We start from the raw sequence: 23,160 nt of genomic DNA on the forward strand, positions 1-23,160 counted from the left end.
ACAACAAGGAGACGTGTCATGGTCAAACAGATTTTCACCCACAAGATCGCCCTGCTGCTGTTGCTCTGCCTGCTGATGATGATCCCGGTTCACGCCATCATGGAGCTGAATCGGGAGCGCCAGGCCTATCGCAGTCAGGCCATTCACAGCATCATGGCCAGCCACAGCGGGCCCCAGCGCCTGATGGGGCCCGTACTGGTGCAGCCCTATACCCGGGCCGTCACCGTCGAGCAGGATGGCAAACATTTCGAGCGCAAGGAGCAGGTCTATCGCTACCTGCTGCCCAAGAGGCTGGACGTGCGGGCCAGCATGGAGGTGACCCCGCGCAAGCTCGGCATCTATCAGGCCCAGATTTATCACAGTCGCCTCTCCCTCTCCGGCCTGATGCCCACCAGCCTGGCTGACAAGGGACTGGTGGCCGGCAACCCGAACCTGAGCTTCGACCCGGCGGATCCCGCCCTGGTGCCGGGCAAACCCTATCTCAGCCTGATCCTCTCCGATGCCCGGGGTATCAGCCGCGTACCCGAACTGCAATGGGGGGAGCAACGCATCCCGTTTGCCCCTGGCGCCCAGCTGGGGGACGGGCGAGTGGGGATCCATGCCCCGCTCGACGCCTTGCCAGACGAAGATGGCCGCTTTCACATCGAGCTGGATCTGCAGGGCATGAACGCGCTGGAAGTGGTGCCGCTCGGACAGGACAGCCGGTTTCACCTGAGCGGCAACTGGCCCCATCCCAATTTTCTCGGCGACTTTCTGCCCGGTGAACGCACCCTTGCGGATCAAGGGTTCGAGGCAAGCTGGCAGACCAGCTGGTTCGCCACCGACATGGAGAGCCGCTTCAACCGCATGATGAAGGGAGCGGGCACCAAACTGTCGTCATTCAGCGTCAGCCTGGTGCAACCGGTGGATCACTATCAGCTGAACGAGCGGGCCGCCAAATATGCCCTGCTGTTCATCGGCCTCACCTTCATCAGCTTCTTCATGTTCGAGCTGCTCAAGGGGCTGCGGGTACACCCCATCCAGTACGCGCTGGTGGGCATGGGGCTGGCCATCTTCTATCTGGTGCTGCTGGCGCTGACTGAGCATCTCGGCTTTGCCTGGGCCTATCTCATTGCCGCCCTAGCCAGTGTGGCCCTCAACGGCTTTTACCTGAGCCATGTGCTGGGCGGCCCGAAACAGGGCATGGGATTCGCCGCCCTGCTGGGGCTGGTCTACGCCATTCTGTTCGGGCTGCTGCAGGCCGAGGAGACAGCCCTGTTGCTCGGCGCCCTGCTGCTGTTCGCCACCCTGGCGCTTGTCATGGGGCTGACTCGCAAGCTCGACTGGTATCAGGTGATGGAGAGCAGTCCCTCCGCCACCGCATGGGCGGCCCCCCAGCCATCGACCAGTAACACCAGCCATCAGCCATAAGCAAAAAAACCGGCGCCCTCGGGCGCCGGTTTGCATTTCATTGATCGGGCATCACTTCTTCTTGACCGGACGGGGCCAGTTCGGAATGTGGCGCTGGGGCACCCGGGTGATCACCAGCTCGTTTTCCGCCACATCCTTGGTGATGGTGGAACCCGCCCCCAGGGTCGCCCCCTTGCCGATCCGCACCGGCGCCACCAGCTGGGTATCGGAGCCGACGAAAACGTCGTCCTCGATGATGGTCTGGAACTTGTTCACCCCATCGTAATTGCAGGTGATGGTGCCGGCACCGATATTCACACCGGCTCCGATCTCCGCATCACCCAGATAGGTCAGATGACCGCACTTGGAGCCCACACCCAGCCGAGCCTTCTTCATCTCGACGAAGTTGCCGACATGGGCATCCTGCTCCAGCACGGCACCCGGGCGCAGGCGGGTAAAGGGCCCGACCGAGCACTGGTCAGCAATTTGCGCACCTTCGATGACGGAGTAGGGTTTCACCTCGGTGTGGTCGCCGATGACGCAATCCTTCAATACGCTGCCGGCACCGATGCGCACGTGATTACCCAGCACCACCTTGCCTTCGATGATGACGTTGACGTCGATCACCACCTCCTCCCCGATTTCCAGGGTGCCGCGCAGATCGAAGCGGGCCGGGTCGATCAGGGTGGCGCCGGCGATCATCAGCTTCTCGGCCTGCATCTGCTGGTAGCTGCGCTCAAGCGCAGCCAGCTGCACCCGATTGTTGGCCCCTTCCACTTCCATGGCGCTGTCAGGGTGGACGGCGGCGATGGCACAGCCATCCCCATGGGCCATGGCGATGACGTCGGTCAGATAGAACTCGCCCTGGGCATTCTTGTTGTCCAGGCGGGAGAGCCAGCTGCGCAACTGGCCGCCGTTGGCCACCAGCACGCCGGTGTTCACTTCGCGGATGGCAAGTTGCTCGGCGTTGGCATCCTTCTGCTCGACAATGCCGACCACCTGACCATGTTCCCGCACGATGCGGCCATAGCCGGTCGGGTTCTCCAGTACCACGGTCAGCAGCGCCATGCCATCGTCGGTCTTGGCGGCCAGCAAGCGTTGCAGGGTCTCGGGCTGGATCAGCGGGGTATCGCCGTAGAGCACCAGCACGTCGTCTTCGTCATGCCAGAACGGAACGGCCTGGGCGACGGCATGGCCGGTCCCCAGTTGCTGGGCCTGCAGCACCCAGTTCAGGTCGGATGCCTGGATCCGCTCCTTCAGCAGTTCGGCGCCGTGGCCATAGACCAGGTGCAGCTGTTCGGCACCGATCTGGCGGGCGGTCTCGATCACATGGGAGACCATGGGCTTGCTGGCAACGGGGTGCAGCACCTTGGGCAGGGAGGAACGCATGCGGGTGCCTTTGCCCGCAGCCAGGATCACGACGTTGAGAGACATAGCTAGCCTTTGAAACAGGTGGAAATGCTGGGCGGAGTCTATCCAACGGGCAAAAAAAAAGCGACCCGAAGGTCGCTTTTTGCATCACCGTGATTAACGGTAATTCTTTTTGACGATATCGATAACCCGCAACTGGGCCATCGCTTTGGCCAGCTCGGCAGACGCCTGAGCATAGTCGATATCACCATGGGAGCTGTTGATCCGCTCTTCGGCACGACGCTTGGCTTCCTGGGCTTTCGCCTCATCCAGATCGTCTGCGCGAATGGCGGTATCGGCCAGCACGGTCACGGCTTCGGGTTGTACTTCCAGCATGCCGCCGGAGATGTACAGCACCTCTTCGCTACCATTTTGCTTGATCAAGCGGACCAGGCCCGGCTTGATGGCAGTCAGCAACGGAGCATGACCGTGGCGGAGACCCAGCTCACCTTCGGAGCCTGATACCTGGGCAGATTGCACGCGACCGGAAAACAGTTTTCCTTCGGCGCTCACCACATCCAGGTGAAAGGAGATCATCTCAGCCATGGGCCCTCCTATCGAGGCTTACAGTTTCTTGGACTTCTCGACGACTTCGTCGATGCCGCCAACCATGTAGAACGCCTGCTCCGGCAGATCGTCATACTCGCCCTTCAGGATGCCCTGGAAGCCACGGATGGTTTCCTTCAGCGGCACGTATTTGCCCGGAGAACCGGTAAATACTTCGGCCACGAAGAACGGCTGGGACAGGAAACGCTCGATCTTACGGGCACGGGCTACGGTCAGTTTGTCTTCTTCTGACAGTTCATCCATACCCAGGATGGCGATGATGTCCTTCAGCTCCTTGTAGCGCTGCAGTACGGTCTGAACGCCACGAGCGGTCTCGTAGTGCTCCTTGCCAACCACCAGCGGATCCAGCTGACGGGAGGTGGAGTCCAGCGGGTCAACGGCCGGGTAGATACCCAGAGCCGCGATCTGACGGGACAGTACGACGGTCGCATCCAGGTGGGCGAAGGTGGTCGCCGGAGACGGGTCGGTCAAGTCATCCGCAGGCACGTAAACGGCCTGTACGGAGGTGATGGAACCAGTCTTGGTGGAGGTGATGCGCTCTTGCAGAACACCCATCTCCTCAGCCAGGGTCGGCTGGTAACCTACTGCGGAGGGCATACGGCCCAGCAGTGCGGATACTTCGGTACCGGCCAGGGTGTAACGGTAGATGTTGTCCACGAAGAACAGCACGTCACGACCTTCGTCACGGAACTTCTCGGCCATGGTCAGGCCGGTCAGCGCCACGCGCAGACGGTTTCCGGGCGGCTCGTTCATCTGACCGTAAACCAGAGATACTTTGTCCAGTACGTTGGACTCCATCATCTCGTGGTAGAAGTCGTTACCCTCACGGGTACGCTCACCTACACCGGCGAACACGGAGTAACCGCTGTGCTCGATCGCGATGTTACGGATCAGCTCCATCATGTTGACGGTCTTGCCTACGCCGGCGCCGCCGAACAGACCAACCTTACCACCCTTGGCGAACGGACATACCAGGTCGATAACCTTGATGCCGGTCTCCAGCAGCTCGGTGCTGTTGGACTGATCTTCGTAGCTGGGGGCTTCGCGGTGGATGGACCAACGCTCTTCTTCGCCGATCGGACCCTTCTCGTCGATGGGGTCGCCCAGTACGTTCATGATACGGCCCAGGGTCGAGGTACCGACCGGTACCTGGATGGCCTTGCCGCTGTTAACTACTTCCAACCCACGACGCAGACCGTCGGAGGAACCCATGGTGATGCAACGCACGACGCCGCCGCCGATCTGTTGCTGAACTTCCAGTACCAGACCCTGGCCTTGGCCTTCGCTGACAACCTTCAGTGCATCGTACACCTGGGGCACGGCATTCTGCGGGAACTCGATGTCCACCACAGCGCCGATGATTTGGACGATGAAACCGTTACTCATGTCAAATCCTCTAAACCTTTGATAACCCTTGCCTTACACCGCAGCAGCACCGGAAACGATCTCTGTGAGCTCCTGGGTAATACTGGCCTGACGGGCCTTGTTGTATACCAGTTGCAGATCGTTAATCAGGTTGCCGGCGTTGTCAGTCGCGGCTTGCATGGCAACCATTCGGGCTGCCTGTTCACTTGCCAAGTTTTCTACCACACCCTGGTAGACCTGGGATTCGACGTAGCGAATCAGCAGGGTATCCAGCAGTTGCTTGGGATCCGGCTCATAGAGGTAGTCCCAGTGGTGCTTCTTGGCGAGCTTGCTGTCTTCTGTTACGGGCAAAGGCAGCAGTTGATCGACTTTTGGTTGCTGAACCATGGTGTTGACGAACTTGTTGTACACCAGATACAGCCTGTCAATCTCACCGTTGTCGTAAGCCTTCAGCATGACCTTCACTGAACCGATCAGGTCATTGACGCTCGGGTTGTCACCCAGTCCGGAGACGTGGGCTTTCACCTTGGCGCCGTGCCGTTCAAAGAAGTTGGAGGCCTTGTTACCGATCAATGCCAGGTCAACCTTGGCACCTTTCGCGCTCCATTGCTTCATATCATTGAGGGCAGCCTTGAACAGGTTGATGTTCAGACCACCACACAGGCCACGGTCGGTGGAGACGACGATGTAACCCACTCGCTTCACCTCACGTTCGATGAGGTAGGGGTGCTTGTATTCCAAGTTCCCCTGAGCGATATGGCCGATCACCTTGCGCATGGTTTCAGCGTACGGACGGCTGGCAGACATGCGTTCCTGCGCACGGCGCATCTTGCTCGCTGCCACCATTTCCATAGCGCTGGTGATCTTCTGAGTGTTCTTCACACTCCCGATCTTGTTACGTATCTCTTTTGCGCCGGCCATCTCTTCTCTCCATCAGGTGGCAGCTTGCGCTGCCACACACGCTTACCAGGTCTGGGTTGCCTTGAAGTCATCCAGCAACGCAGTCAGCTTGCCAACGATCGTGTCGTTGTAGTCGGCCTTGGCATTGATTTCAGCCATCAGCTCGGCATGCTGGGTATTGGCGTAAGAGAGCAGAGCGGCTTCGAAGTCGACGATCTTGCTCAGTTCGACATCGGCGAGATAACCCTTCTCGGCGGCGAACAGCACCAGGGATTGCTGGGCCACGCTCATCGGAGAGTACTGCTTCTGCTTCATCAGCTCGGTGACTTTCTGACCGTGATCCAGCTGCTTGCGAGTGGCATCGTCCAGGTCGGAAGAGAACTGGGCAAATGCCGCCAGTTCGCGGTACTGGGCCAGCGCGGTACGGATACCACCGGACAGCTTCTTGACGATCTTGGTCTGAGCAGCACCGCCCACACGGGATACGGAGATACCCGGGTCAACCGCCGGACGAATACCGGAGTTGAACAGCTGGGAGGTCAGGAAGATCTGGCCGTCGGTGATGGAGATCACGTTGGTCGGAACGAACGCGGAGACGTCACCGGCCTGGGTTTCGATGATCGGCAGGGCGGTCAGGGAACCGGTCTGGCCTTTCACGGCACCATTGGTGAACTTCTCTACGTACTCGGCGTTGACGCGAGCAGCACGCTCCAGCAGACGGGAGTGCAGATAGAAGACGTCACCCGGGTAAGCTTCACGTCCAGGCGGACGGCGCAGCAGCAGGGAGATCTGGCGATAGGCAACGGCCTGCTTGGACAGGTCATCATAGATGATCAGTGCGTCTTCGCCGCGGTCACGGAAGTACTCGCCCATGGAGCAACCGGCGTAGGGAGCCAGGTACTGCAGAGCAGCCGCTTCGGAGGCAGAAGCCACGACCACGATGGTGTTGGCCAGGGCGCCGTGCTCTTCCAGCTTGCGCACCACGTTGGCGATGGTGGAGGCCTTCTGGCCGATCGCAACGTAGACGCACTTAATGCCGGAATCTTTCTGGTTGATGATGGTGTCGATGGCGATGGCGGTCTTACCAACCTGGCGGTCACCGATGATCAGCTCACGCTGGCCACGACCGATAGGGATCATGGCATCGATGGCTTTCAGACCGGTCTGGACTGGCTGGTCAACAGACTTACGCTCGATAACGCCCGGGGCGATCACTTCGATCGGCGAGAAGCCGTCGTTGTCTACCGGACCCTTACCGTCGATCGGCTGACCCAGGGTGTTGACCACCCGGCCCAACAGACCACGACCGACCGGCACTTCCAGAATGCGGCCGGTACCCTTTACCTTCATCCCTTCGGCCAGATCGGCATAGGGACCCATTACTACGGCACCAACGGAGTCACGCTCCAGGTTCAATGCCAGAGCGAAGCGGTTGCCCGGCAGCTCGATCATCTCACCCTGCATGGCATCGGCCAGACCGTGGATACGAATGATACCGTCGCTCACAGAGACGATAGTACCTTCGTTACGCGCTTCGCTTTTGACATCAAACTGCGCAATGCGCTGCTTGATCAGCTCGGCGATTTCAGTGGAATTCAGTTGCATGCTCTAATACCCCAATCAAGATTGCAGCGCATCGGCCATGCGATCCAGCTTACCGCGGACCGTGCCGTCGATAACGAGATCACCGGCCTTGATGAGCACCCCGGCCATCAAGGACGCATCTGTGCTGCAATTCAGCTTCACTTTGCGCGCGAGACGTTGTTCCAGAGAAGCCTGAATATTGGCTTTCTGCTGGTCGGTCAGTTCGATCGCCGAAATCACGTCAGCCTGAACTTCTTTGTCCAGTTCAGCCTTGAGCGCGACGAATTCGGCAACGACCGCCGGCAGCACACCCAAGCGACCATTCTCGGCCATCACCCGGATCAGGTTCTGACCGTGCTCGTTGAGCTGCTCACCGCAGACACCGACAAACAGCTTTGCCAGTTCTTCGGCAGCAACGGAGCCGTTTACCAGGCTGTGCATGGTCTCGTTTTCTGCCACCTGAGCGGCGAAATCGAGCATCTCCAGCCATTGGTCAACCGCCTTGTGCTCAACGGCAAACTCGAAAGCAGCCTTGGCGTAGGGGCGAGCGATTGTAGTCAGTTCAGACATAGCCCCGTTCCCGTTACAGTTCTGCTACCAGTTTGTCGACGATGTCGCTGTTGGCAGCCTGGTCGATTTGGCGTGCCAGGATCTTCTCTGCACCCGCGATGGCAAGAGCAGCAACCTGCTTGCGCAGTTCTTCTTTGGCACGATGACGTTCAGCTTCGATCTCTGCACGGCCCTGAGCCAGGATTTTCTCCCGCTCAGCTTGGGCTCCGACAGCGGCCTCATCAATGATCTGGGCCTTGCGTTTGTTGGCCTGATCGATGATTTCAGCAGCCTGAAGCTTGGCTTCTTTCAGCTGATCGGTGGCGTTGGCCTTGGCCAGCTCCAGATCTTTCTTGGCACGCTCTGCAGAAGAGAGGCCGTCAGCGATTTCTTTCTGACGGGCTTCGATGGCAGCCATCAGCGGCGGCCATACGTACTTCATGCAAAACACTACGAAGATGAAAAAAGCAACTGCTTGGCCGAGGAGGGTGGCGTTGATATTCACAGCCGATGTCCTCTTTAGTTAGTTAATGGGTTCTGCGTGAGTCGTAATGACTTAGGCAACCGCAAACATCACATACAGACCCAGACCAACGGCGATCATCGGGATCGCATCCACCAGACCCATCACGATGAAGAACTGGGTACGCAGAACAGGGATCAGGTCAGGTTGACGGGCTGCACCTTCCAGGAACTTGCCACCCAGGATACCGATACCGATGGAGGCGCCGATAGCCGCCAGACCCATCATCATTGCAGCAGCGATGTACAGCAGGTCCATGTTCAAGTTTTCCATGAGGATCTCCATTTATTTAGATGTAATTGATTGTATAAAAAGGATTATTTGAGTTGCATCAACCATGGTCTTCCTGCGCCATCGACAGATAGACGATGGTCAGAACCATGAAGATAAACGCCTGCAAAGTGATGATCAGGATGTGGAAGATTGCCCAAGGCACGGACAGGATCCACTGTGACCACCAGGGTAACAAACCCGCAATCAGGATGAAGATCAGTTCGCCAGCATACATGTTGCCGAACAGTCGCAGACCCAATGAAACAGGCTTGGAAATCAACGTGACGGTTTCAAGGATGAAGTTAACCGGGATGGCAGCAGGGTGATTGAAAGGCTGAAGCGTCAGCTCCTTCACGAACCCGCTGATACCCTTGACCTTGATGCTGTAGTACAGGATCAAGAAGAACACGCCCAAAGCCATGGACATGGTGATGTTAACGTCAGCAGAGGGAACCACACGCAGATAGGGAACACCCATCAACTGTGCAGCGTGAGGGATAAAGTCAACGGGGATCAGGTCCATGAAGTTCATCAGGAAGATCCACACGAACACCGTCAGGGCCAAAGGTGCGATGACCTTGTTGCGACCATGAAAGATGTCCTTGACGTTACCATTCACAAACTCGACCAGCATCTCCACAAAGCACTGCAGCTTACCGGGCACACCGCTGGTGGCCTTGACGGCAACCTTGCGGAACAACCAGATAAACAGGGCGCCTAGCACGACGGAAAATATCATGGAATCGATATTCACCGTCCAGAACCCGGACCCTACCTGCAGGTGGGTCAGGTGGTGGGAGATATATCCCTGAGGAGTCAGGACTTCTCCGGTTGCAGACATGAGTTTTCCTAATAGTGGTTGTTAAGCGTGAATGAAACTATCCACTGTACAACGAGGGCGAGGATATAAGTGGCGAAGAACGAGGCGGTGTCGACCTCAATCCCGGCGCCAAACAGCAGGGCGAAAAGTCCTGTTGTAGTAATGAGCTTAATCCCTGCCCCACCATAAAAGTCCCGCAAAACCAGGCCTACGCTCTCTTTCGTCACCTTGCGGCGCAGAACCCAGAGCGTGAACAGGGCTTGAGGAACCCAGTACATCCCCCCTCCGTAGAGAGAGGATTGTCCGGCGAACTCTCCCGCCTGATAAAACCAGACGGTGGCGATCGCCAGGATCAGGACCAGCTGACAAACGAGCATAGCCAAGGCCAGCGTCAAACCTTCCAAGGCTATTTTCTGCTTCACCAACCTACCCCTGAACATTACAGAACTGTAAAAAATCGGGATCCGAAGACCCCAGGTTCACAGCTCGAAAAGCCGGTCAAATTATACCCGTGAAGACGGCTATTGCAACATGGCAAAAATCCTTAATTTTTGCGGCTTTCCGCGCGAAATTAAGGTTATGTTCATATCGAAAGTAATGGATGTTTTATTACTACAAAAAGCGTAAAAATCACGATTCTGACAGGCCAAAATAGCCCAATACCCGGTCCAAATCTGCCAAGTTATCGTAACTTATTACTAACTTGCCGCTATCTTTCTTGCCCGGCTGAAGTTGCACCTGATTGCCAATTTTTTCAGAAATCTGGCGCTCGAGATAACCAAACTGCGGATCGCGGACGGGTTCAACCCTGGTTTTTGCCGGTTCCAGTGCTTTTTGCACCAGCTTCTCGGTATCTCGCACTGTCAGCCCCTTCTGGGCCACCAGTTTGGCCAGCTCTGACTGGGCCTGACCGCTCAGGGCCAGCAGGGCACGGGCATGCCCCATGTCGAGGTCGCCGTGTTCCACGAAGCGCTTCACGTCCTCGTTGAGCTGGTTGAGACGCAGCAGGTTCGTGACCGTGGTGCGGGACTTGCCTACCGCCTCGGCAACCTGCTGGTGAGTCAGTTCGAACTCTGTCAGCAGGCGCTGGAGGGCGACGGCCTCCTCGATGGCGTTGAGATCTTCACGCTGGATGTTCTCGATGAGTGCGATGGCGACGGCCGCCTCGTCGGCGACATCCTTGACCAGGCAGGGCACCACTTCGAGACGGGCCAGCTGGGAGGCGCGCCAGCGGCGTTCACCAGCAATGATTTCGAAACGGTTTTCACCGATGGAGCGAACCACGATGGGCTGGATCACCCCTTGTGCACGGATGGAGTTGGCCAGCTCCTCCAGCGCATCCTGGGACATATCCTTGCGCGGCTGGTATTTGCCGGACTGCAACCACTCCACCGGCAGCTTGCGCAATTCCCCCTGATTGGTCGGGGCCATGGCCTGTTCGGTACGCTGGTCGCTCATCACCTGTTTCTGGCGGGCGGCCGTGCTGGTGCTGAGCAGGGCGTCCAGCCCCTTGCCCAGCCCACGTTTCTTCGGCGTCATATGCTCTCTCGATCTGCGGTGAGCGGCTGGGACTCCTGCTCCTGGCGGCGCAGGATCTCGCCAGCCAGGGCCAGATAGGCCTTGGCCCCCACCGATGATTTGTCATAGTGCATGGCTGGCGCGCCAAAGCTCGGCGCCTCCGCCAGTCTTACGTTGCGGGGAATGATGGTGCGATAGACCTTGTCCCCGAAATGCTGTTTCAGCTGATCGGACACATCATTGGCCAGCCGGTTGCGATGATCGAACATGGTGCGCAGCACCCCTTCGATCTTCAGCTCCGGATTGACCACGGCTGCCAGCTTGCTGATGGTGTCCACCAGGGCGGTCAGCCCTTCCAGCGCATAGTATTCGCACTGCATGGGCACCAGCACGGAGTCGGCGGCGGCCATGGCGTTCACCGTCAGCATGTTGAGAGAAGGCGGGCAGTCGATGAAGACGTAGTCGTACTTGTCCCTGACCGAGGCCAGGGCGTTGCGCAGGCGGATCTCGCGGGCAAAAAACTCCATCAGGCGGATTTCTGCCGCGGTCACGTCGGCATTGGCGGCGATCAGGTGATAGCCTCCCGAGGTTTCGGGGATGATCACCTCGCCGATGGGGGCATCTTCGATCAGCAGTTCATAGGCAGTGCGTTCGACATCGTACTTGTCGACGCCACTGCCCATGGTGGCATTGCCCTGCGGATCCAGATCGATCACCAGCACCTTGCGCCGGGTAGCGGCCATGGAGGCGGCCAGATTCACACAGGTGGTGGTTTTACCCACTCCACCCTTCTGGTTGGCTATGGCAATGACTTTTCCCACACTGTCCCCTAAATGAATGCGGCGGCCCTATTCGGGCTGGATGGCTTTAAACTCCAGCAGATGGCGTTCGCCTTCCAGTTCCGGCACCACCAGCTTGTGGGTGGCAACCAGACGAATGCTGTCAGGCAACTGTGCCAGCTCCTGCTCGGGGTATTGTCCCTTGAGCGCCAGGAAGCTGCCCTCGGGTGACGGCAGATGATGACACCAGCTCAGCATGTCCTCCAGGGAGGCGAAAGCCCGGCTCAGTACACCATCAAATCCGGTCTCGGGTTGATACTCCTCCACCCGGGATTTGACGGGGGTCACATTGGTCAACCCCAGCTCCAGGATCACCTGGCGGATGAAGTTGATCCGCTTGCCCAGGCTGTCGAGCAGCACGAACTGTTTGTCCGGATTGATGATGGCCAGCGGCAGTCCGGGCAGACCCGGGCCGGTCCCCACATCGATGAAGCGTTCACCGTGCAGGTGAGGGCTCACCACCAGGCTGTCGAGGATATGCTTGACCAGCATGGCGTCCGGATCTCGCACCGAGGTGAGATTGTAAGCCTTGTTCCACTTGTGCAGCAACTCGACCAACTGCACCAACTGGGTCTTCTGGGTTTCGGTGATAACAATTCCGGCCTGCATGAGCAGGCCGTTCAATCTTTGCAGCATGTTGTCCAACGGGGAATTCCTCAGGCGGTTTTACGCAGCAGGCCGTGTTTCTTCAGGTGCACCAGCAAGATGGAGATGGCGGCAGGGGTGATGCCGGAGATGCGGGACGCCTGACCAATGGTCTCTGGCTTGGCATCGTTGAGCTTGGCGATCACCTCGTTGGAGAGACCGTTCACGTCGCGGTAGTTCATATCCAGCGGCAGCAGGGTGTTTTCGTTGCGCAGCTGTTTCTCCACCTCGTCGTGCTGACGCTCGATATAACCGGCGTACTTGATCTGGATCTCCACCTGATCCGCGGCAGCCGCATCGGTCAATGCAGGCCCCACACCCTCGATGGCCATCAGGGCATCGTAGGTCACCTCGGGGCGACGCAGCAGCTCTTCCAGGCTCTGCTCCCGGGTCAGGGGAGTGTTGACCAGGGCGTTGACGGCCTCCAGAGACGGATGCTGCGGGTGGATCCAGGTCGAGCGCATGCGCTGACGTTCCTGCTCCACCTGTTCCACCTTGGCATTGAACAGGCTCCAGCGATGATCATCCACCAGACCCAGCTCGCGGCCGATGGCGGTCAGGCGCAGATCCGCGTTGTCTTCCCGCAGCAGCAGGCGATATTCGGCACGGCTGGTGAACATGCGATAGGGTTCGCGGGTCCCCAGTGTGGAGAGATCGTCCATCATCACGCCCATGTAGGCCTGATCCCGGCGTGGGTGCCAGGCTTCCTTGCCCTGGGCGCGCAAGCCCGCGTTCAGACCGGCCATCAGACCCTGGGCAGCGGCCTCCTCATAGCCGGTGGTGCCGTTGATCTGGCCGGCGAAGAAGAGGTTCTCGATGCACTTGCTCTCCATGTTGGCCTTGAGATCCCGCGGATCGAAGAAATCGTACTCGATGGCGTAGCCAGGGCGAGTGATATGGGCATTCTCGAAGCCACGGATCGAGCGGACGATCTGCACCTGCACGTCGAACGGCAGGCTGGTGGAGATCCCGTTCGGGTAGAGCTCGTGGGTGGTCAGGCCTTCCGGTTCCACAAAGATCTGGTGCGCCGTCTTGTCGGCAAAGCGTGTGATCTTGTCCTCGATCGACGGACAGTAGCGCGGGCCTATCCCCTCGATCACCCCGGCGTACATGGGGCTGCGATCCAGGTTGTTGCGGATCACCTCGTGGGTCTGCTCATTGGTATGGGTCACGTAGCAAGGCATCTGGCGCGGATGCTGGCTGGCGTTGCCAATGAAGGAGAAGACCGGGCGAGGATCGTCACCATGTTGCTGCTGCATCACGGAAAAATCGACGGTGCGTGCATCGATGCGTGGTGGCGTGCCCGTTTTGAGGCGATCGATGCGCAGCGGCATTTCACGCAGGCGCTGGGCGAGGGCAATCGAGGGAGGATCCCCGGCGCGGCCCCCTTTGTAGTTCTCCATGCCGATGTGGATCAGACCATTGAGGAAGGTGCCAACTGTCAGTACGACCGTCTTGCCGCTGATGCGGATCCCGCTCTGGGTAACGACCCCGGCGACGCGATCCCCGTCCATGACCAGATCGTCGCAGGCCTGCTGGAAGATCTTCAGGTTCGGGTAGTTCTCCAGTGTCTGACGCACCACAGCCTTGTACAGCAGGCGATCCGCCTGGGCACGAGTAGCCCGCACCGCAGGGCCCTTGGAAGAGTTGAGCGTGCGGAACTGGATCCCGCCGAGATCGATGGCCTGCGCCATGATCCCGCCAAGGGCGTCGACTTCCTTGACCAGGTGTCCCTTGCCGATCCCGCCGATCGCCGGATTGCAGGACATATGCCCCAGCGTATCTATGTTGTGGGTGAGCAACAGGGTATTGAGACCCATGCGGGCTGCCGCTGTTGCTGCTTCGGTTCCTGCATGACCGCCACCGACGACGATCACATCAAATTGTTCATGGTATTGCATTGGGGATCACCTTGATCTGCACGCCTGAAGATCTTTGTTTGCCTGGTCTGAAGGGCGGATCATTCTATCTGTTTAGCATCCGGAGGGGAACGTCTACTTCAGGATCAGTATGTATCAGGGATCGGTTAAATAGATCTTAAGGATCTTTAGATCGATCTTTTATTGGATCTTTTATTAGGATCCACGACTTCTGTTAATAAGGCATTTTTGATCATAAAGATCATTCGGTTAAGGTCGATCGCTGCTTGTGGAAAAGCTTGGATCCAGAGGGGGCGAACGGGGGGATAACATGGGTTTTTATACACAGATACATGGTTGGCAAGATCTAATACATGAATAACTATAGGTTTTGCAGAGCTTGGTACCGAAGTTATACACAGTCGTCTTGGCTTATGTGGGGAATAATCGGGAAAAACTTATCCGGATCCCCCTGTTAATAACCTGGTGGATAGGGATCTGGGGATAACCAGGGAGATCGGGGGTCGTGACCGGATCTCCCTGGCCCTGATCAGCCGATCAAGGTCATCCAGTCGTGGATCCAGGTTTCTGCGGCATCTTCCGGGATCTCGTGCTGGGTGACGTCTATCTCCAGACGCTCCCCGATCCGGTTTGCCCCGCACTCTGCCAGCAGCCGATCCAGCGTCTTGCCGCCCTGGCAGAAGGTGTCATAGCTGCGATCCCCCAGGGCGATCACTCCGTACTTGAAGGCGGCGAGATCCGGCTGCTGTTCGGCAAGATCCTGGGCAAAGGGCTGCAGATTGTCGGGTACATCCCCCGCACCATGGGTGGAAGTGACCACCAGCACGATGGCTCCTGGCTCGGTCAGGAGCCTGGCCAGGCTGGCGGGGTTGTGGATCTCCGCCTGGTGGCCCGCCTGTTCAAGCAGGCCGACCACATGATCTGCGACATATTCGGAGGCCCCCAGCATGGAGCCGACGACGAGGTTGAGTTTGGCCATGGAATGGATCCTGATGTCATCGAAAAAGTGAAGAGCGGGGATCTTACCGCCAAAGCATGTGGATAAATATGGATAAAGCTTGGGGATAAGGATCCTGTCCACTTTTTTGCAGCCAAAACCGGTCTCGTGGCCGTCATGCTGCCTTCTTTCCGCCTGTTGGGACCTCATCGCACCTTTCGTTGTCAAACGACACTTTAAAACATCAATTAACAATGCAGATGCAAATGATTAGCAATTATTGAATCGATTCGATCACGGCACCTGTAGTAGCATGGCGCTGCTTTATTCGCCTGAGGCGCCGGGCTGACCGGTCCAATTGGGCACCCATAATAAGAAATCAAACATAACTTATTGATATTTGAGACACTTATATGATTGCGCAAAAAAATACCCCGAATGCCGTGATGCGAAAGAGAGGCGCACAGCTGCTGCCGCTCTCCTGTCTGCTGGCGTCCCTGCCCGTGTTGGCGGCGGGACAGGCGGATAAAGAGTTGCCCAAGGCGGGTGAAACCATGGTCGTGACCGGGACCGCCATGAAGGTCGAGGTCCCCATGGCAGAGACCCCCCGTGCCGTTTCCGTGGTCAATCGCGAAGAGCTGGACCAGCACGCCGTACTCAAGCTCGACGAGTCCCTGCGCTATCGCTCCGGCGTCCTGTCCCAGTCCTACGGTTCGGACACGGACGCGGACTGGTTCAAGGTGCGTGGCTTCGATGCGGCTTCTTACCTGGATGGCAACCGCCTGTTCAGCACCGGTTACTATGTCTGGACCCCGGAACCCTTCGGCCTTGAGAGCGTGGAAGTGCTCAAAGGCCCGGCCTCCATTCTGTATGGCGAAGCCCCTCCCGGAGGCGTCATCAACGCCATCAGCAAGCGTCCGACCGCGACCCCGCAGGGACTGGTGAACCTGCAACTGGGCAACCGGGATCTGCGCCAGGTCGGGGTGGATGTCTCCGACACCCTTACCGACAACAGCCGGTATCGTCTGGTGGCCCTCTACAACGAGCGGGACGGCGTGCTGGACGGCACCTACAACGAGCGTGCCTATCTGGCGCCGAGCGTGACCCTGGATATTTCGGATCGCACCACGCTGACGCTGCTTTCCAGCTTCAAGCACGATGAAGGGGTGCCGACCAACGGCTTCTTCCCGGTCTATGGCACCCTGAATACCTCCGGCGGCCAGATCGATCCCTCCACCAACCTGAGCCAGCCGGATTACGATCGCAATCGCAATACCCAGATCTCCGCCGGGTACGAGCTGGCCCACCAGCTCAACCAGACCTGGGAGTTCAAGCAGAACGTTCGCTTCAACTACAACGATCTGCTGCTGCGCCAGACCTATATCTTCCCGACCTATGAAGGCACCACCGCCTACCGCGGCCTGGTCTACCGGGATGGGGATACCAAGAGCGCCACCATGGACAACCAGATGGTGGGCTACTGGAACACCGACAGCACGGAGCAGACCCTGCTGCTGGGGGTGGATCTGCAGCGCCATGTGAATGAAGGCCAGGAAGCCGACAACTATGGCATGGGCGCCATCAACACCATGAACCCGGATTACAGCGGTTTCCCCGGTTTTGATGAATCCACCGCGACCCATCAGAAGAGCACCAAGGGCCAGAGCGGCCTCTATGCCCAGCACCAGATCCGCTGGGATGATCGCTGGCTGCTGACCGCGGGCGGTCGTTTCGATTACGTGGAAACCCACAACATCAGCGAAGCCAAGAGCAAGAACGAGAAACAGTACGACGACAACCTCTCTCTCTCCGGCAGCCTGATGTACCTGGCCGACAACGGTCTCTCCCCTTACTTCGCCTATGCGGAATCCTTCGAAGTGCTGCCGGGGATAGACCCCAACACCGGCAACTCCTACAAGCCGCTGGAAGGCAAGCTCTACGAGACCGGCGTCAAGTACGCACCCAGCTTCCTCGATGGCTACATCAACCTGGCGCTGTTCGATCTGGAGCAGACCAACTCCCTGGTCTCTACCGGCTCCGGCCAGCAGACCCAGGCCGGTGAAGTGACCTCCCATGGGGTCGAGCTGGAGGGGAGCGTGCAGGCCACCGAGGACTTGCGCCTGACCGCTGCCTATACCTATACCGATGCCAAGACCAACGACACCGGCAACGGCGATCGTCGTGCGAGCCTGATCCCGCGCCACCAGGCCTCCTTCTGGGGCAACTACAAGGTGCAGCAGGGCCCGATATCCGGTCTTGAGCTGGGTTCCGGCGTGCGCTATGTGGGTTCCAGCGTCGGCATCGGCGCGGTGAATGCGGACTACACCCCCATCTATGGTTCCGCCCAGGTACCTGCACACACCGTATGGGATGCGATGATCGGGTATGACTTTGCCAAGAACTGGCGTGCCCAGATCAACGTCAACAACCTGCTGAACGACACCTATGTGGCGAGCTGCGACTACTACTGCTACTACGGCGAGCCGCGCAGCATAGTCGGCACCGTCAACTACCGCTGGTAAGCGACAGGCCGGGCGGGGGCGAAGGCTCCCGCCCTCCTTCCATTCATCTACAGGCCTGTCATGGAACTCTTGTCACTGGTTTATCGCCAATACCGTTGGCCCTTCATCGCCATTACCCTGCTCAGCCTGCTGAGTGCTGTCAGCGGGATAGGCGTCATTGCCTTCATCAATCAATCACTTATCGAATCAGTCGGGGATCCGCTGCCGATCCTGGGTCAGCTTGTCGGCCTTGTCTTGCTGCTGCTGGTGATCACGCTCGGATCCCAGCTGGCCCTGACCACCCTGGGTCACCATTTCGTCTACCGGTTGCGTGGCCGCCTGCTCAAGCAACTGCTGGATACCGACGTCGCCCGTCTGCGTCAAATAGGGCAGGGGCCGCTCCTGGCCTCCCTTTCCAGCGACATCGGTCAGATCACCATCGCCTTCGTGCGCCTGCCGGAACTGGTACAGGGTCTGGTGCTCACCCTGGGCTCCATCATTTACCTTGGCCTGCTCTCTCCCGCCTTGCTCGGTGTTACCGCCCTCTGGGTCACCGTGACCATGGTGGTGGGCTGGCTGCTGGTGAACCGGGTCTATCGCCACCTGGCGCACATGCGCCAGGCCGAAGACAGGCTCTACCAGAACTACCAGTCCATCATCGCCGGGAGCAAGGAGCTGGCGCTCAACCGCGAGCGTGCCCACTTCGTCTACCACCAGCTCTATGAGCAGAATGCCCGGGACTACCGGGAGCAGATCATCCGCGCCGATACCTACCACCTGAGCGCGGTGAACTGGTCGAACATCATGATGCTGGGTGCCATCGGCCTGGTCTTCTTCCTGGCCAACGGGCTGGGCTGGGCCAACACCAATGTGGCCGCCACCTACGCCCTGACCCTGTTGTTCCTGCGCACTCCCTTGCTGCAAGGCATCGGAGCCCTGCCGACCCTGATCGCCGCCCAGGTGGCGTTCGACAAGATAGCTGCCCTCAATCTGGCAGAGCCGGACGAAGCGTTCCCGTTGCCGCCTGCGCCTCGCCCCTGGCAGCGCATCGAGCTGGATCAGGTGAGCTTTCACTACCAGGGGGAGGGCGGTTTCTCCGTGGGCCCCATCAATCTGGTGATGGATCGGGGGGAGCAGATATTCCTCATCGGTGGCAACGGCTCCGGCAAGTCGACCCTGGCCATGCTGCTGACCGGGCTCTATCAACCTGTCTCTGGCCGGATCCTGCTGGATGGGGAGCCGGTCACCGATCGCAACGGCTATCTGGGGCTCTTCTCCGCCATCTTCACCGACTACCACCTGTTCCAGCATTTGCTGGGGCCCGAGCCGAAAGAGGCGCTGCTCGCCGAGTGGCTTGAGCGGTTGCAGATGGGCAGCAAGCTTGCCATCGAGGATGGCTTCATCGCCGATATCGACCTCTCCCAGGGCCAGCGCAAACGGGTCGCCCTGCTGCTGGCCCTGGCAGAGCAGCGGGAGGTGATGCTGTTTGACGAGTGGGCCGCGGATCAGGATCCCCAGTTCCGCCGCATCTTCTATCAGGTGCTGTTGCCGCGTCTCAAGGAGATGGGCAAGACGGTGATCGCCATCAGCCACGACGATCACTACTTCTCTCTGGCCGATCGCCTGCTGGAGATGCGCCAGGGCCGCCTCACCGAACTGACCGGCGAGCAGCGCGAGCAGGTGAGCCGGGATGCGGTCGCCCATCTGGATGGCAAGGTGCCGACCTGATGCTGGCACCGATGAGACTGGCAGCAAGCCAGCACAGGAATTGCTTATGTTCGAGATGAAATCCGCCAGCTTCGCGGTCAATGACCGCACGCTGCTGCACCCCACCAGCCTTCGCTTCGAGCAAGGTCGGGTCTATGGCCTCATCGGCCACAACGGGTCGGGAAAATCGACCCTGATCAAGCTGCTGGCGCGCCAGCAACCCCACAGCGGCGGGGAGATCCTGTTCGATGACCAGCCGTTGTCTGCCTGGGGCAACCGGGAGTTTGCCCGTCAGGTGGCCTATCTGCCCCAGCACCTGCCGAGTGCCGAAAACCTGCTCGGCCGCGAACTGGTGGAGATGGGGCGCTACCCCTGGCGCGGCCTGCTGGGCCGGATGGGAGCGGAAGATCACCGTCAGGTGGAGCGGGCCATCGCCCTGACCCACACCGAACGCTTTGCCGATCGGCTGGTGGATACCCTCTCCGGCGGGGAGCGGGGGCGAGTCTGGCTCGCCATGCTGCTGGCTCAGGAGAGCCGTTTCATCCTGCTGGACGAGCCACTGGCCGCCCTGGACGTGGCCCATCAGGTGGAGGTGCTCACGCTCGTCAAGCAGCTCAGCCGCCAGCTCAACCTCGGGGTCATCATCGTCATTCACGACATCAACATGGCCTCCCGCTTCTGCGATCGGCTGGTGGCGCTGCACTCCGGCCGTCTGCTGACCCACGGCGAGCCCGAACAGATTATGACAGGGGAGACCCTGAACGCCATCTATGGCATCCCCATGGAGGTCATTCGCCATCCGGCCCATGACCACGCCATCGCCATCGTCTGACCGGGGGCCGCTCTTGAACCGTTTATTGAAGATGGCGCCCTGTCTGCTCAGTCTGCTGCTACCCCTGGCAGGGGAGGCCGGGCAGCTTGTCACCGCCACCGACGCCACCAGCGCCACGCCTCGCATCGCCACAGTGGACTGGACCATAGCCGAGACCCTGCTGGCTCTGGGGGTCACCCCGATGGCGGTGGGGGATGTGGCCCCCTATCGCGCCTGGGTCGGTGAACCTCAGCTTCCTGCCGGGGTGATCGATATCGGGCTGCGTGCCCAGCCCAACCGGGAACTGCTGGCGGAGCTCAAACCGGATCTTATTCTCATCTCGCCGCTGGCGGCCCCCCTGGCGCCAACCCTCTCCCGCATCGCGCCGGTGCACTCCATCGCCCTGTATGAACCGGGCACCGATCTGTGGCTGCGACTGCGGGAAGCGACCCTGACCATAGCCGCCCTGGTCAACAAAGAGACCGAGGCCGAACGCCAGCTCGCCGCGCTGGAGCTGGACTTGGCACAGATGCAGGCGGCGCAGCCCGCCGATCTGCCCCCCTTGCTGGTGGTGCAATTCATTGATGAGCGCCATGTGCGGGTGTTTGGCCATGGCAGCCTGTTCGAGGCAGTGATGCAGCGCCTCGGCCTTCGCAACGCCTGGCAGGGAGAGACCAATGCCTGGGGATTCTCGGTCGCGAGCCTGGAGCAGTTTCTCGGGATGTCGGAGGCCAGGCTGGTGGTGGTGGACCCCGTGCCCGTAGGAGTTGGTGAAAAACTTCAGGAGCCTGGATTGTGGCAGCATCTCCCGCTAGTGCAGAACAATCCAGTGATCCATCTGCCTGCGACATGGAGTTTTGGTGGCATATTGGCGGCCCGCCGCTTCGCCACCCTGCTGGACGGTGCCCTGCGGGAGCAGGCTGTCCACAGTGCAACCGGGGGATCAAATCAATGAGATCTTCTCTTTCTTCGCCCCTGCTGCGCCCGGGTCTCTGCCTGTTGGTGCTGACACTGGGGCTGGCTTGCGCCGAGCTGGCACGTCAACTGCCGGGGGCGCTCTGGTGGCAGGCCCTGTTCTCCCCCGAGCTGGACGATGCCCGCCAGGCGGTGGTCCATTTCAGCTGGCTGCCGCGCCTAGCCATCTGCCTGCTGGCCGGTGCCGCCCTCGGGCTCGCCGGTACCCTGATGCAGCAGGTGCTGCGCAATCCCCTGGCCTCGCCCACCACCCTGGGGGTGGCCTCCGGCGCCCAGCTGGCGCTGATGATGGTGACCCTGCTCGCCCCCTCCTGGCTGCTGATCGGGCGGGAGTGGATCGCCATGGCCGGGGGAAGCCTGGCCATGGGGCTGGTCTTCGCCCTGGCTTGGCGCCGTCAGCTCAATCCCGTGGTCATCGTCTTTGCAGGGCTGGTGATTAACCTCTATCTGGCCGCCATCAGCATGGGATTGCTGCTGTTCTTCCAGGAGGAGCTCAAAGGGTTGCTGGTGTGGGGGAGCGGATCTCTGGCCCAGAACAGCTGGAGCGGCGTCGGCTATCTGCTGCCACGGTTGCTGCTGGCCGCGATGCTGGCGGTGGTGCTGGTGCGCCCGCTGGCAGTGCTGGAGCTGGACGATGCCAGCGCTCGCAGCCTGGGGGTCTCTCTCAAGCACCTGAGATTCGCCGGCCTCGGCCTCGCGGTGTTTGTCACCGCCTGCGTGGTGAGCGTGGTGGGGCTGATCGGTTTTATCGGGCTGGCGGCGCCCGCCATGGTGCGGCTGCTGGGGGTCAGAAAACTGGCCCAGCGGCTGCTGTGGGCACCCATCCTCGGCGCCCTGTTGCTGGCGGCCACCGATCTGCTGCTGCAGACCCTGAGCCGGTTCTGGCCTGTGCTGATCCCGACCGGCGCCATGACGGCCCTGTTGGGGGCGCCGCTGCTGCTCTGGCTGATCCCGCGTCTTGGTATCAAGCAGAGTGCGCCTAAGGCGAACTCCTCTCTGTTGTTGGCCCGCCATCCGGCGCCGACTCGCCTTGTCGGCCTGATGGTGTTGGGGCTGGCTGTGGCGGTGATCGCCTCCCTGTTGTTTGGGCAGGGGATGGGCGGCTGGGGCTGGCCGAGCTGGCTGCGGTGGCAGGCCCAGCTGGAGTGGCGCTTGCCGCGCACGCTGGCAGCGGGTGCCGCAGGCGTGTTGCTGGCGCTGGCAGGCACCCTGTTGCAGCGAGTCAGCAACAACCCCATGGCGAGCCCCGAACTGCTGGGGGTGAGCGGTGGCACCTTCATGGGGGTGATTGCGGCGGCCCTGTTGCTGCCCGCCTTGCCGCTGCCCATGCTGCTGCTAGGGGGGCTGGTGGGCGCCTTCGCCTGCCTGCTGCTGCTGGTGCTTATCAACCGGCGCAACGGCTTCCAGCCGGAGCGGATACTGCTGTCTGGCATCGCCATCACGGCGCTGTTCGAGCCGTTGCAGGCCATCGCCCTGGCCAACGGTGACCTGCGGGTGCAGCAACTGCTCTCCTGGATGTCCGGCTCCACCTATTACGTCACCCAGCCGGTGGCCCTTGCCCTGGTGGTGTTGGCGCTGCTGATGCTGGCAGCCTGCCTGCTGGTGAGCCGCTGGCTCGATCTCATGCCCATGGGGCCGGCGGTAGCGACGGCTCTGGGGATCCACCTCGGCCGCGCCCAGCTCACCATCCTGCTGCTGGTGGCCGTGCTCACCGCCAGTGCCACCATGGTGATAGGCCCGCTCTCCTTTGCCGGTCTGCTGGCGCCGCACCTGGCCAGATTGATGGGGCTGGTGAGGGCGCGCTGGCACCTGCTCGGCGCCGCAGGCTGTGGCGCTTTGCTGATGGTGTCGGCGGACTGGATCGGCCAGCAGATCCTCTTTCCCCAGGAGGTGCCCGTCGGTCTGGTCTCCACCCTGTTAGGGGGTGCTTACTTCATGTGGTGCCTGCGCCGCCTCTAGGTCGGTGG

The 23,160-nt window shown here is 60.1% G+C and carries 21 protein-coding genes; 6 read left to right on the top strand and 15 right to left on the bottom strand.

Annotation, left to right across the window (positions count from 1 at the left end):
- Positions 1-18 precede the first annotated feature (18 nt).
- Positions 19-1,410, top strand: a complete 1,392-nt coding sequence (gene creD, locus ACPW74_RS19860; RefSeq protein WP_279982225.1) for a cell envelope integrity protein CreD — start codon at positions 19-21, stop codon at positions 1,408-1,410.
- 51 nt (positions 1,411-1,461) lie between these two features.
- On the opposite strand, the gene glmU is transcribed toward creD, so the two are convergent.
- The 15 genes from glmU to mioC form a co-directional block, all read right to left on the bottom strand.
- Entirely contained in the window at positions 1,462-2,823 is a 1,362-nt protein-coding gene (glmU, locus tag ACPW74_RS19865) for a bifunctional UDP-N-acetylglucosamine diphosphorylase/glucosamine-1-phosphate N-acetyltransferase GlmU (RefSeq protein ID WP_279982228.1), read from the bottom strand.
- Positions 2,824-2,916: 93 nt separating this feature from the next.
- Positions 2,917-3,345 (bottom strand): F0F1 ATP synthase subunit epsilon, encoded by a 429-nt coding sequence (locus tag ACPW74_RS19870; protein WP_010672259.1) that lies wholly within the window; start codon positions 3,343-3,345, stop codon positions 2,917-2,919.
- A gap of 18 nt (positions 3,346-3,363) precedes the next feature.
- Positions 3,364-4,752 (bottom strand): F0F1 ATP synthase subunit beta, encoded by a 1,389-nt coding sequence (gene atpD, locus ACPW74_RS19875; protein ID WP_010672260.1) that lies wholly within the window; start codon positions 4,750-4,752, stop codon positions 3,364-3,366.
- A gap of 33 nt (positions 4,753-4,785) precedes the next feature.
- Positions 4,786-5,652 carry a F0F1 ATP synthase subunit gamma gene (gene atpG, locus ACPW74_RS19880; protein ID WP_010672261.1) on the bottom strand — a complete coding sequence of 289 codons (867 nt, stop codon included), beginning with the start codon at positions 5,650-5,652 and terminating at the stop codon, positions 4,786-4,788.
- 42 nt (positions 5,653-5,694) lie between these two features.
- The gene (gene atpA, locus ACPW74_RS19885) at positions 5,695-7,236 is read right to left on the bottom strand and encodes a F0F1 ATP synthase subunit alpha (RefSeq protein WP_041214174.1); all 1,542 of its coding nucleotides are present in this window, start codon (positions 7,234-7,236) and stop codon (positions 5,695-5,697) included.
- A gap of 15 nt (positions 7,237-7,251) precedes the next feature.
- Complete coding sequence (gene atpH, locus ACPW74_RS19890; protein WP_010672263.1) at positions 7,252-7,785, bottom strand: F0F1 ATP synthase subunit delta; 534 nt, start codon at positions 7,783-7,785, stop codon at positions 7,252-7,254.
- A gap of 13 nt (positions 7,786-7,798) precedes the next feature.
- Positions 7,799-8,269: a F0F1 ATP synthase subunit B gene (gene atpF / locus ACPW74_RS19895; RefSeq protein ID WP_010672264.1), complete on the bottom strand. Its 471-nt coding sequence runs from the start codon at positions 8,267-8,269 to the stop codon at positions 7,799-7,801.
- 51 nt (positions 8,270-8,320) lie between these two features.
- The gene (gene atpE / locus ACPW74_RS19900) at positions 8,321-8,560 is read right to left on the bottom strand and encodes a F0F1 ATP synthase subunit C (RefSeq protein ID WP_010672265.1); all 240 of its coding nucleotides are present in this window, start codon (positions 8,558-8,560) and stop codon (positions 8,321-8,323) included.
- A gap of 58 nt (positions 8,561-8,618) precedes the next feature.
- On the bottom strand, positions 8,619-9,401 hold the full coding sequence (gene atpB / locus ACPW74_RS19905) for a F0F1 ATP synthase subunit A (protein WP_010672266.1): 783 nt from the start codon (positions 9,399-9,401) through the stop codon (positions 8,619-8,621).
- Positions 9,402-9,409: 8 nt separating this feature from the next.
- The gene (locus ACPW74_RS19910) at positions 9,410-9,820 is read right to left on the bottom strand and encodes an ATP synthase subunit I (protein WP_010672267.1); all 411 of its coding nucleotides are present in this window, start codon (positions 9,818-9,820) and stop codon (positions 9,410-9,412) included.
- A gap of 190 nt (positions 9,821-10,010) precedes the next feature.
- The gene (locus ACPW74_RS19915; RefSeq protein WP_010672268.1) at positions 10,011-10,919 is read right to left on the bottom strand and encodes a ParB/RepB/Spo0J family partition protein; all 909 of its coding nucleotides are present in this window, start codon (positions 10,917-10,919) and stop codon (positions 10,011-10,013) included.
- Positions 10,916-11,719: a ParA family protein gene (locus ACPW74_RS19920; RefSeq protein WP_029313362.1), complete on the bottom strand. Its 804-nt coding sequence runs from the start codon at positions 11,717-11,719 to the stop codon at positions 10,916-10,918. The genes ACPW74_RS19915 and ACPW74_RS19920 overlap by 4 nt, the downstream gene beginning before the upstream one ends.
- A gap of 27 nt (positions 11,720-11,746) precedes the next feature.
- Complete coding sequence (gene rsmG, locus ACPW74_RS19925; protein WP_010672270.1) at positions 11,747-12,373, bottom strand: 16S rRNA (guanine(527)-N(7))-methyltransferase RsmG; 627 nt, start codon at positions 12,371-12,373, stop codon at positions 11,747-11,749.
- A gap of 20 nt (positions 12,374-12,393) precedes the next feature.
- Positions 12,394-14,283 (bottom strand): tRNA uridine-5-carboxymethylaminomethyl(34) synthesis enzyme MnmG, encoded by a 1,890-nt coding sequence (gene mnmG / locus ACPW74_RS19930; RefSeq protein WP_010672271.1) that lies wholly within the window; start codon positions 14,281-14,283, stop codon positions 12,394-12,396.
- 508 nt (positions 14,284-14,791) lie between these two features.
- Complete coding sequence (gene mioC, locus ACPW74_RS19935; protein WP_164882028.1) at positions 14,792-15,241, bottom strand: FMN-binding protein MioC; 450 nt, start codon at positions 15,239-15,241, stop codon at positions 14,792-14,794.
- 371 nt (positions 15,242-15,612) lie between these two features.
- Between mioC and ACPW74_RS19940 the strand changes: the two genes are divergently transcribed.
- From ACPW74_RS19940 to fhuB, 5 genes are read left to right on the top strand one after another with little or no spacing between them, the layout of a single operon-like run.
- Complete coding sequence (locus ACPW74_RS19940; protein ID WP_425858448.1) at positions 15,613-17,721, top strand: TonB-dependent siderophore receptor; 2,109 nt, start codon at positions 15,613-15,615, stop codon at positions 17,719-17,721.
- A gap of 60 nt (positions 17,722-17,781) precedes the next feature.
- Positions 17,782-19,428 carry a multidrug ABC transporter permease/ATP-binding protein gene (locus ACPW74_RS19945; protein WP_268452387.1) on the top strand — a complete coding sequence of 549 codons (1,647 nt, stop codon included), beginning with the start codon at positions 17,782-17,784 and terminating at the stop codon, positions 19,426-19,428.
- A 46-nt stretch (positions 19,429-19,474) separates the two neighbouring features.
- Positions 19,475-20,239: an ATP-binding cassette domain-containing protein gene (locus ACPW74_RS19950; protein WP_010672275.1), complete on the top strand. Its 765-nt coding sequence runs from the start codon at positions 19,475-19,477 to the stop codon at positions 20,237-20,239.
- A 31-nt stretch (positions 20,240-20,270) separates the two neighbouring features.
- Positions 20,271-21,173 carry an ABC transporter substrate-binding protein gene (locus ACPW74_RS19955; RefSeq protein ID WP_043153776.1) on the top strand — a complete coding sequence of 301 codons (903 nt, stop codon included), beginning with the start codon at positions 20,271-20,273 and terminating at the stop codon, positions 21,171-21,173.
- Positions 21,170-23,152, top strand: a complete 1,983-nt coding sequence (fhuB, locus tag ACPW74_RS19960) for a Fe(3+)-hydroxamate ABC transporter permease FhuB (protein WP_268452389.1) — start codon at positions 21,170-21,172, stop codon at positions 23,150-23,152. The genes ACPW74_RS19955 and fhuB overlap by 4 nt, the downstream gene beginning before the upstream one ends.
- Positions 23,153-23,160: the final 8 nt, after the last annotated feature.

Origin of the sequence: Aeromonas sp. INTO2 (assembly GCF_049860605.1) — a bacterium.
Taxonomy (GTDB): Bacteria; Pseudomonadota; Gammaproteobacteria; order Enterobacterales; family Aeromonadaceae; genus Aeromonas; species Aeromonas caviae.

Excerpts from the sequence above, each read along its gene's own strand:
- atpG (WP_010672261.1), bottom strand. The coding sequence starts at position 5,652 with ATGGCCGGCGCAAAAGAGATACGTAACAAGATCGGGAGTGTGAAGAAC.
- ACPW74_RS19950 (WP_010672275.1), top strand. The coding sequence starts at position 19,475 with ATGTTCGAGATGAAATCCGCCAGCTTCGCGGTCAATGACCGCACGCTG.
- ACPW74_RS19955 (WP_043153776.1), top strand. The coding sequence starts at position 20,271 with ATGGCGCCCTGTCTGCTCAGTCTGCTGCTACCCCTGGCAGGGGAGGCC.
- ACPW74_RS19910 (WP_010672267.1), bottom strand. The coding sequence starts at position 9,820 with ATGTTCAGGGGTAGGTTGGTGAAGCAGAAAATAGCCTTGGAAGGTTTG.
- atpB (WP_010672266.1), bottom strand. The coding sequence starts at position 9,401 with ATGTCTGCAACCGGAGAAGTCCTGACTCCTCAGGGATATATCTCCCAC.
- atpD (WP_010672260.1), bottom strand. The coding sequence starts at position 4,752 with ATGAGTAACGGTTTCATCGTCCAAATCATCGGCGCTGTGGTGGACATC.
- rsmG (WP_010672270.1), bottom strand. The coding sequence starts at position 12,373 with ATGCTGCAAAGATTGAACGGCCTGCTCATGCAGGCCGGAATTGTTATC.
- creD (WP_279982225.1), top strand. The coding sequence starts at position 19 with ATGGTCAAACAGATTTTCACCCACAAGATCGCCCTGCTGCTGTTGCTC.
- atpE (WP_010672265.1), bottom strand. The coding sequence starts at position 8,560 with ATGGAAAACTTGAACATGGACCTGCTGTACATCGCTGCTGCAATGATG.
- atpA (WP_041214174.1), bottom strand. The coding sequence starts at position 7,236 with ATGCAACTGAATTCCACTGAAATCGCCGAGCTGATCAAGCAGCGCATT.
- ACPW74_RS19870 (WP_010672259.1), bottom strand. The coding sequence starts at position 3,345 with ATGGCTGAGATGATCTCCTTTCACCTGGATGTGGTGAGCGCCGAAGGA.
- mnmG (WP_010672271.1), bottom strand. The coding sequence starts at position 14,283 with ATGCAATACCATGAACAATTTGATGTGATCGTCGTCGGTGGCGGTCAT.
- ACPW74_RS19915 (WP_010672268.1), bottom strand. The coding sequence starts at position 10,919 with ATGACGCCGAAGAAACGTGGGCTGGGCAAGGGGCTGGACGCCCTGCTC.
- ACPW74_RS19940 (WP_425858448.1), top strand. The coding sequence starts at position 15,613 with ATGATTGCGCAAAAAAATACCCCGAATGCCGTGATGCGAAAGAGAGGC.
- fhuB (WP_268452389.1), top strand. The coding sequence starts at position 21,170 with ATGAGATCTTCTCTTTCTTCGCCCCTGCTGCGCCCGGGTCTCTGCCTG.
- ACPW74_RS19945 (WP_268452387.1), top strand. The coding sequence starts at position 17,782 with ATGGAACTCTTGTCACTGGTTTATCGCCAATACCGTTGGCCCTTCATC.
- glmU (WP_279982228.1), bottom strand. The coding sequence starts at position 2,823 with ATGTCTCTCAACGTCGTGATCCTGGCTGCGGGCAAAGGCACCCGCATG.
- atpH (WP_010672263.1), bottom strand. The coding sequence starts at position 7,785 with ATGTCTGAACTGACTACAATCGCTCGCCCCTACGCCAAGGCTGCTTTC.
- mioC (WP_164882028.1), bottom strand. The coding sequence starts at position 15,241 with ATGGCCAAACTCAACCTCGTCGTCGGCTCCATGCTGGGGGCCTCCGAA.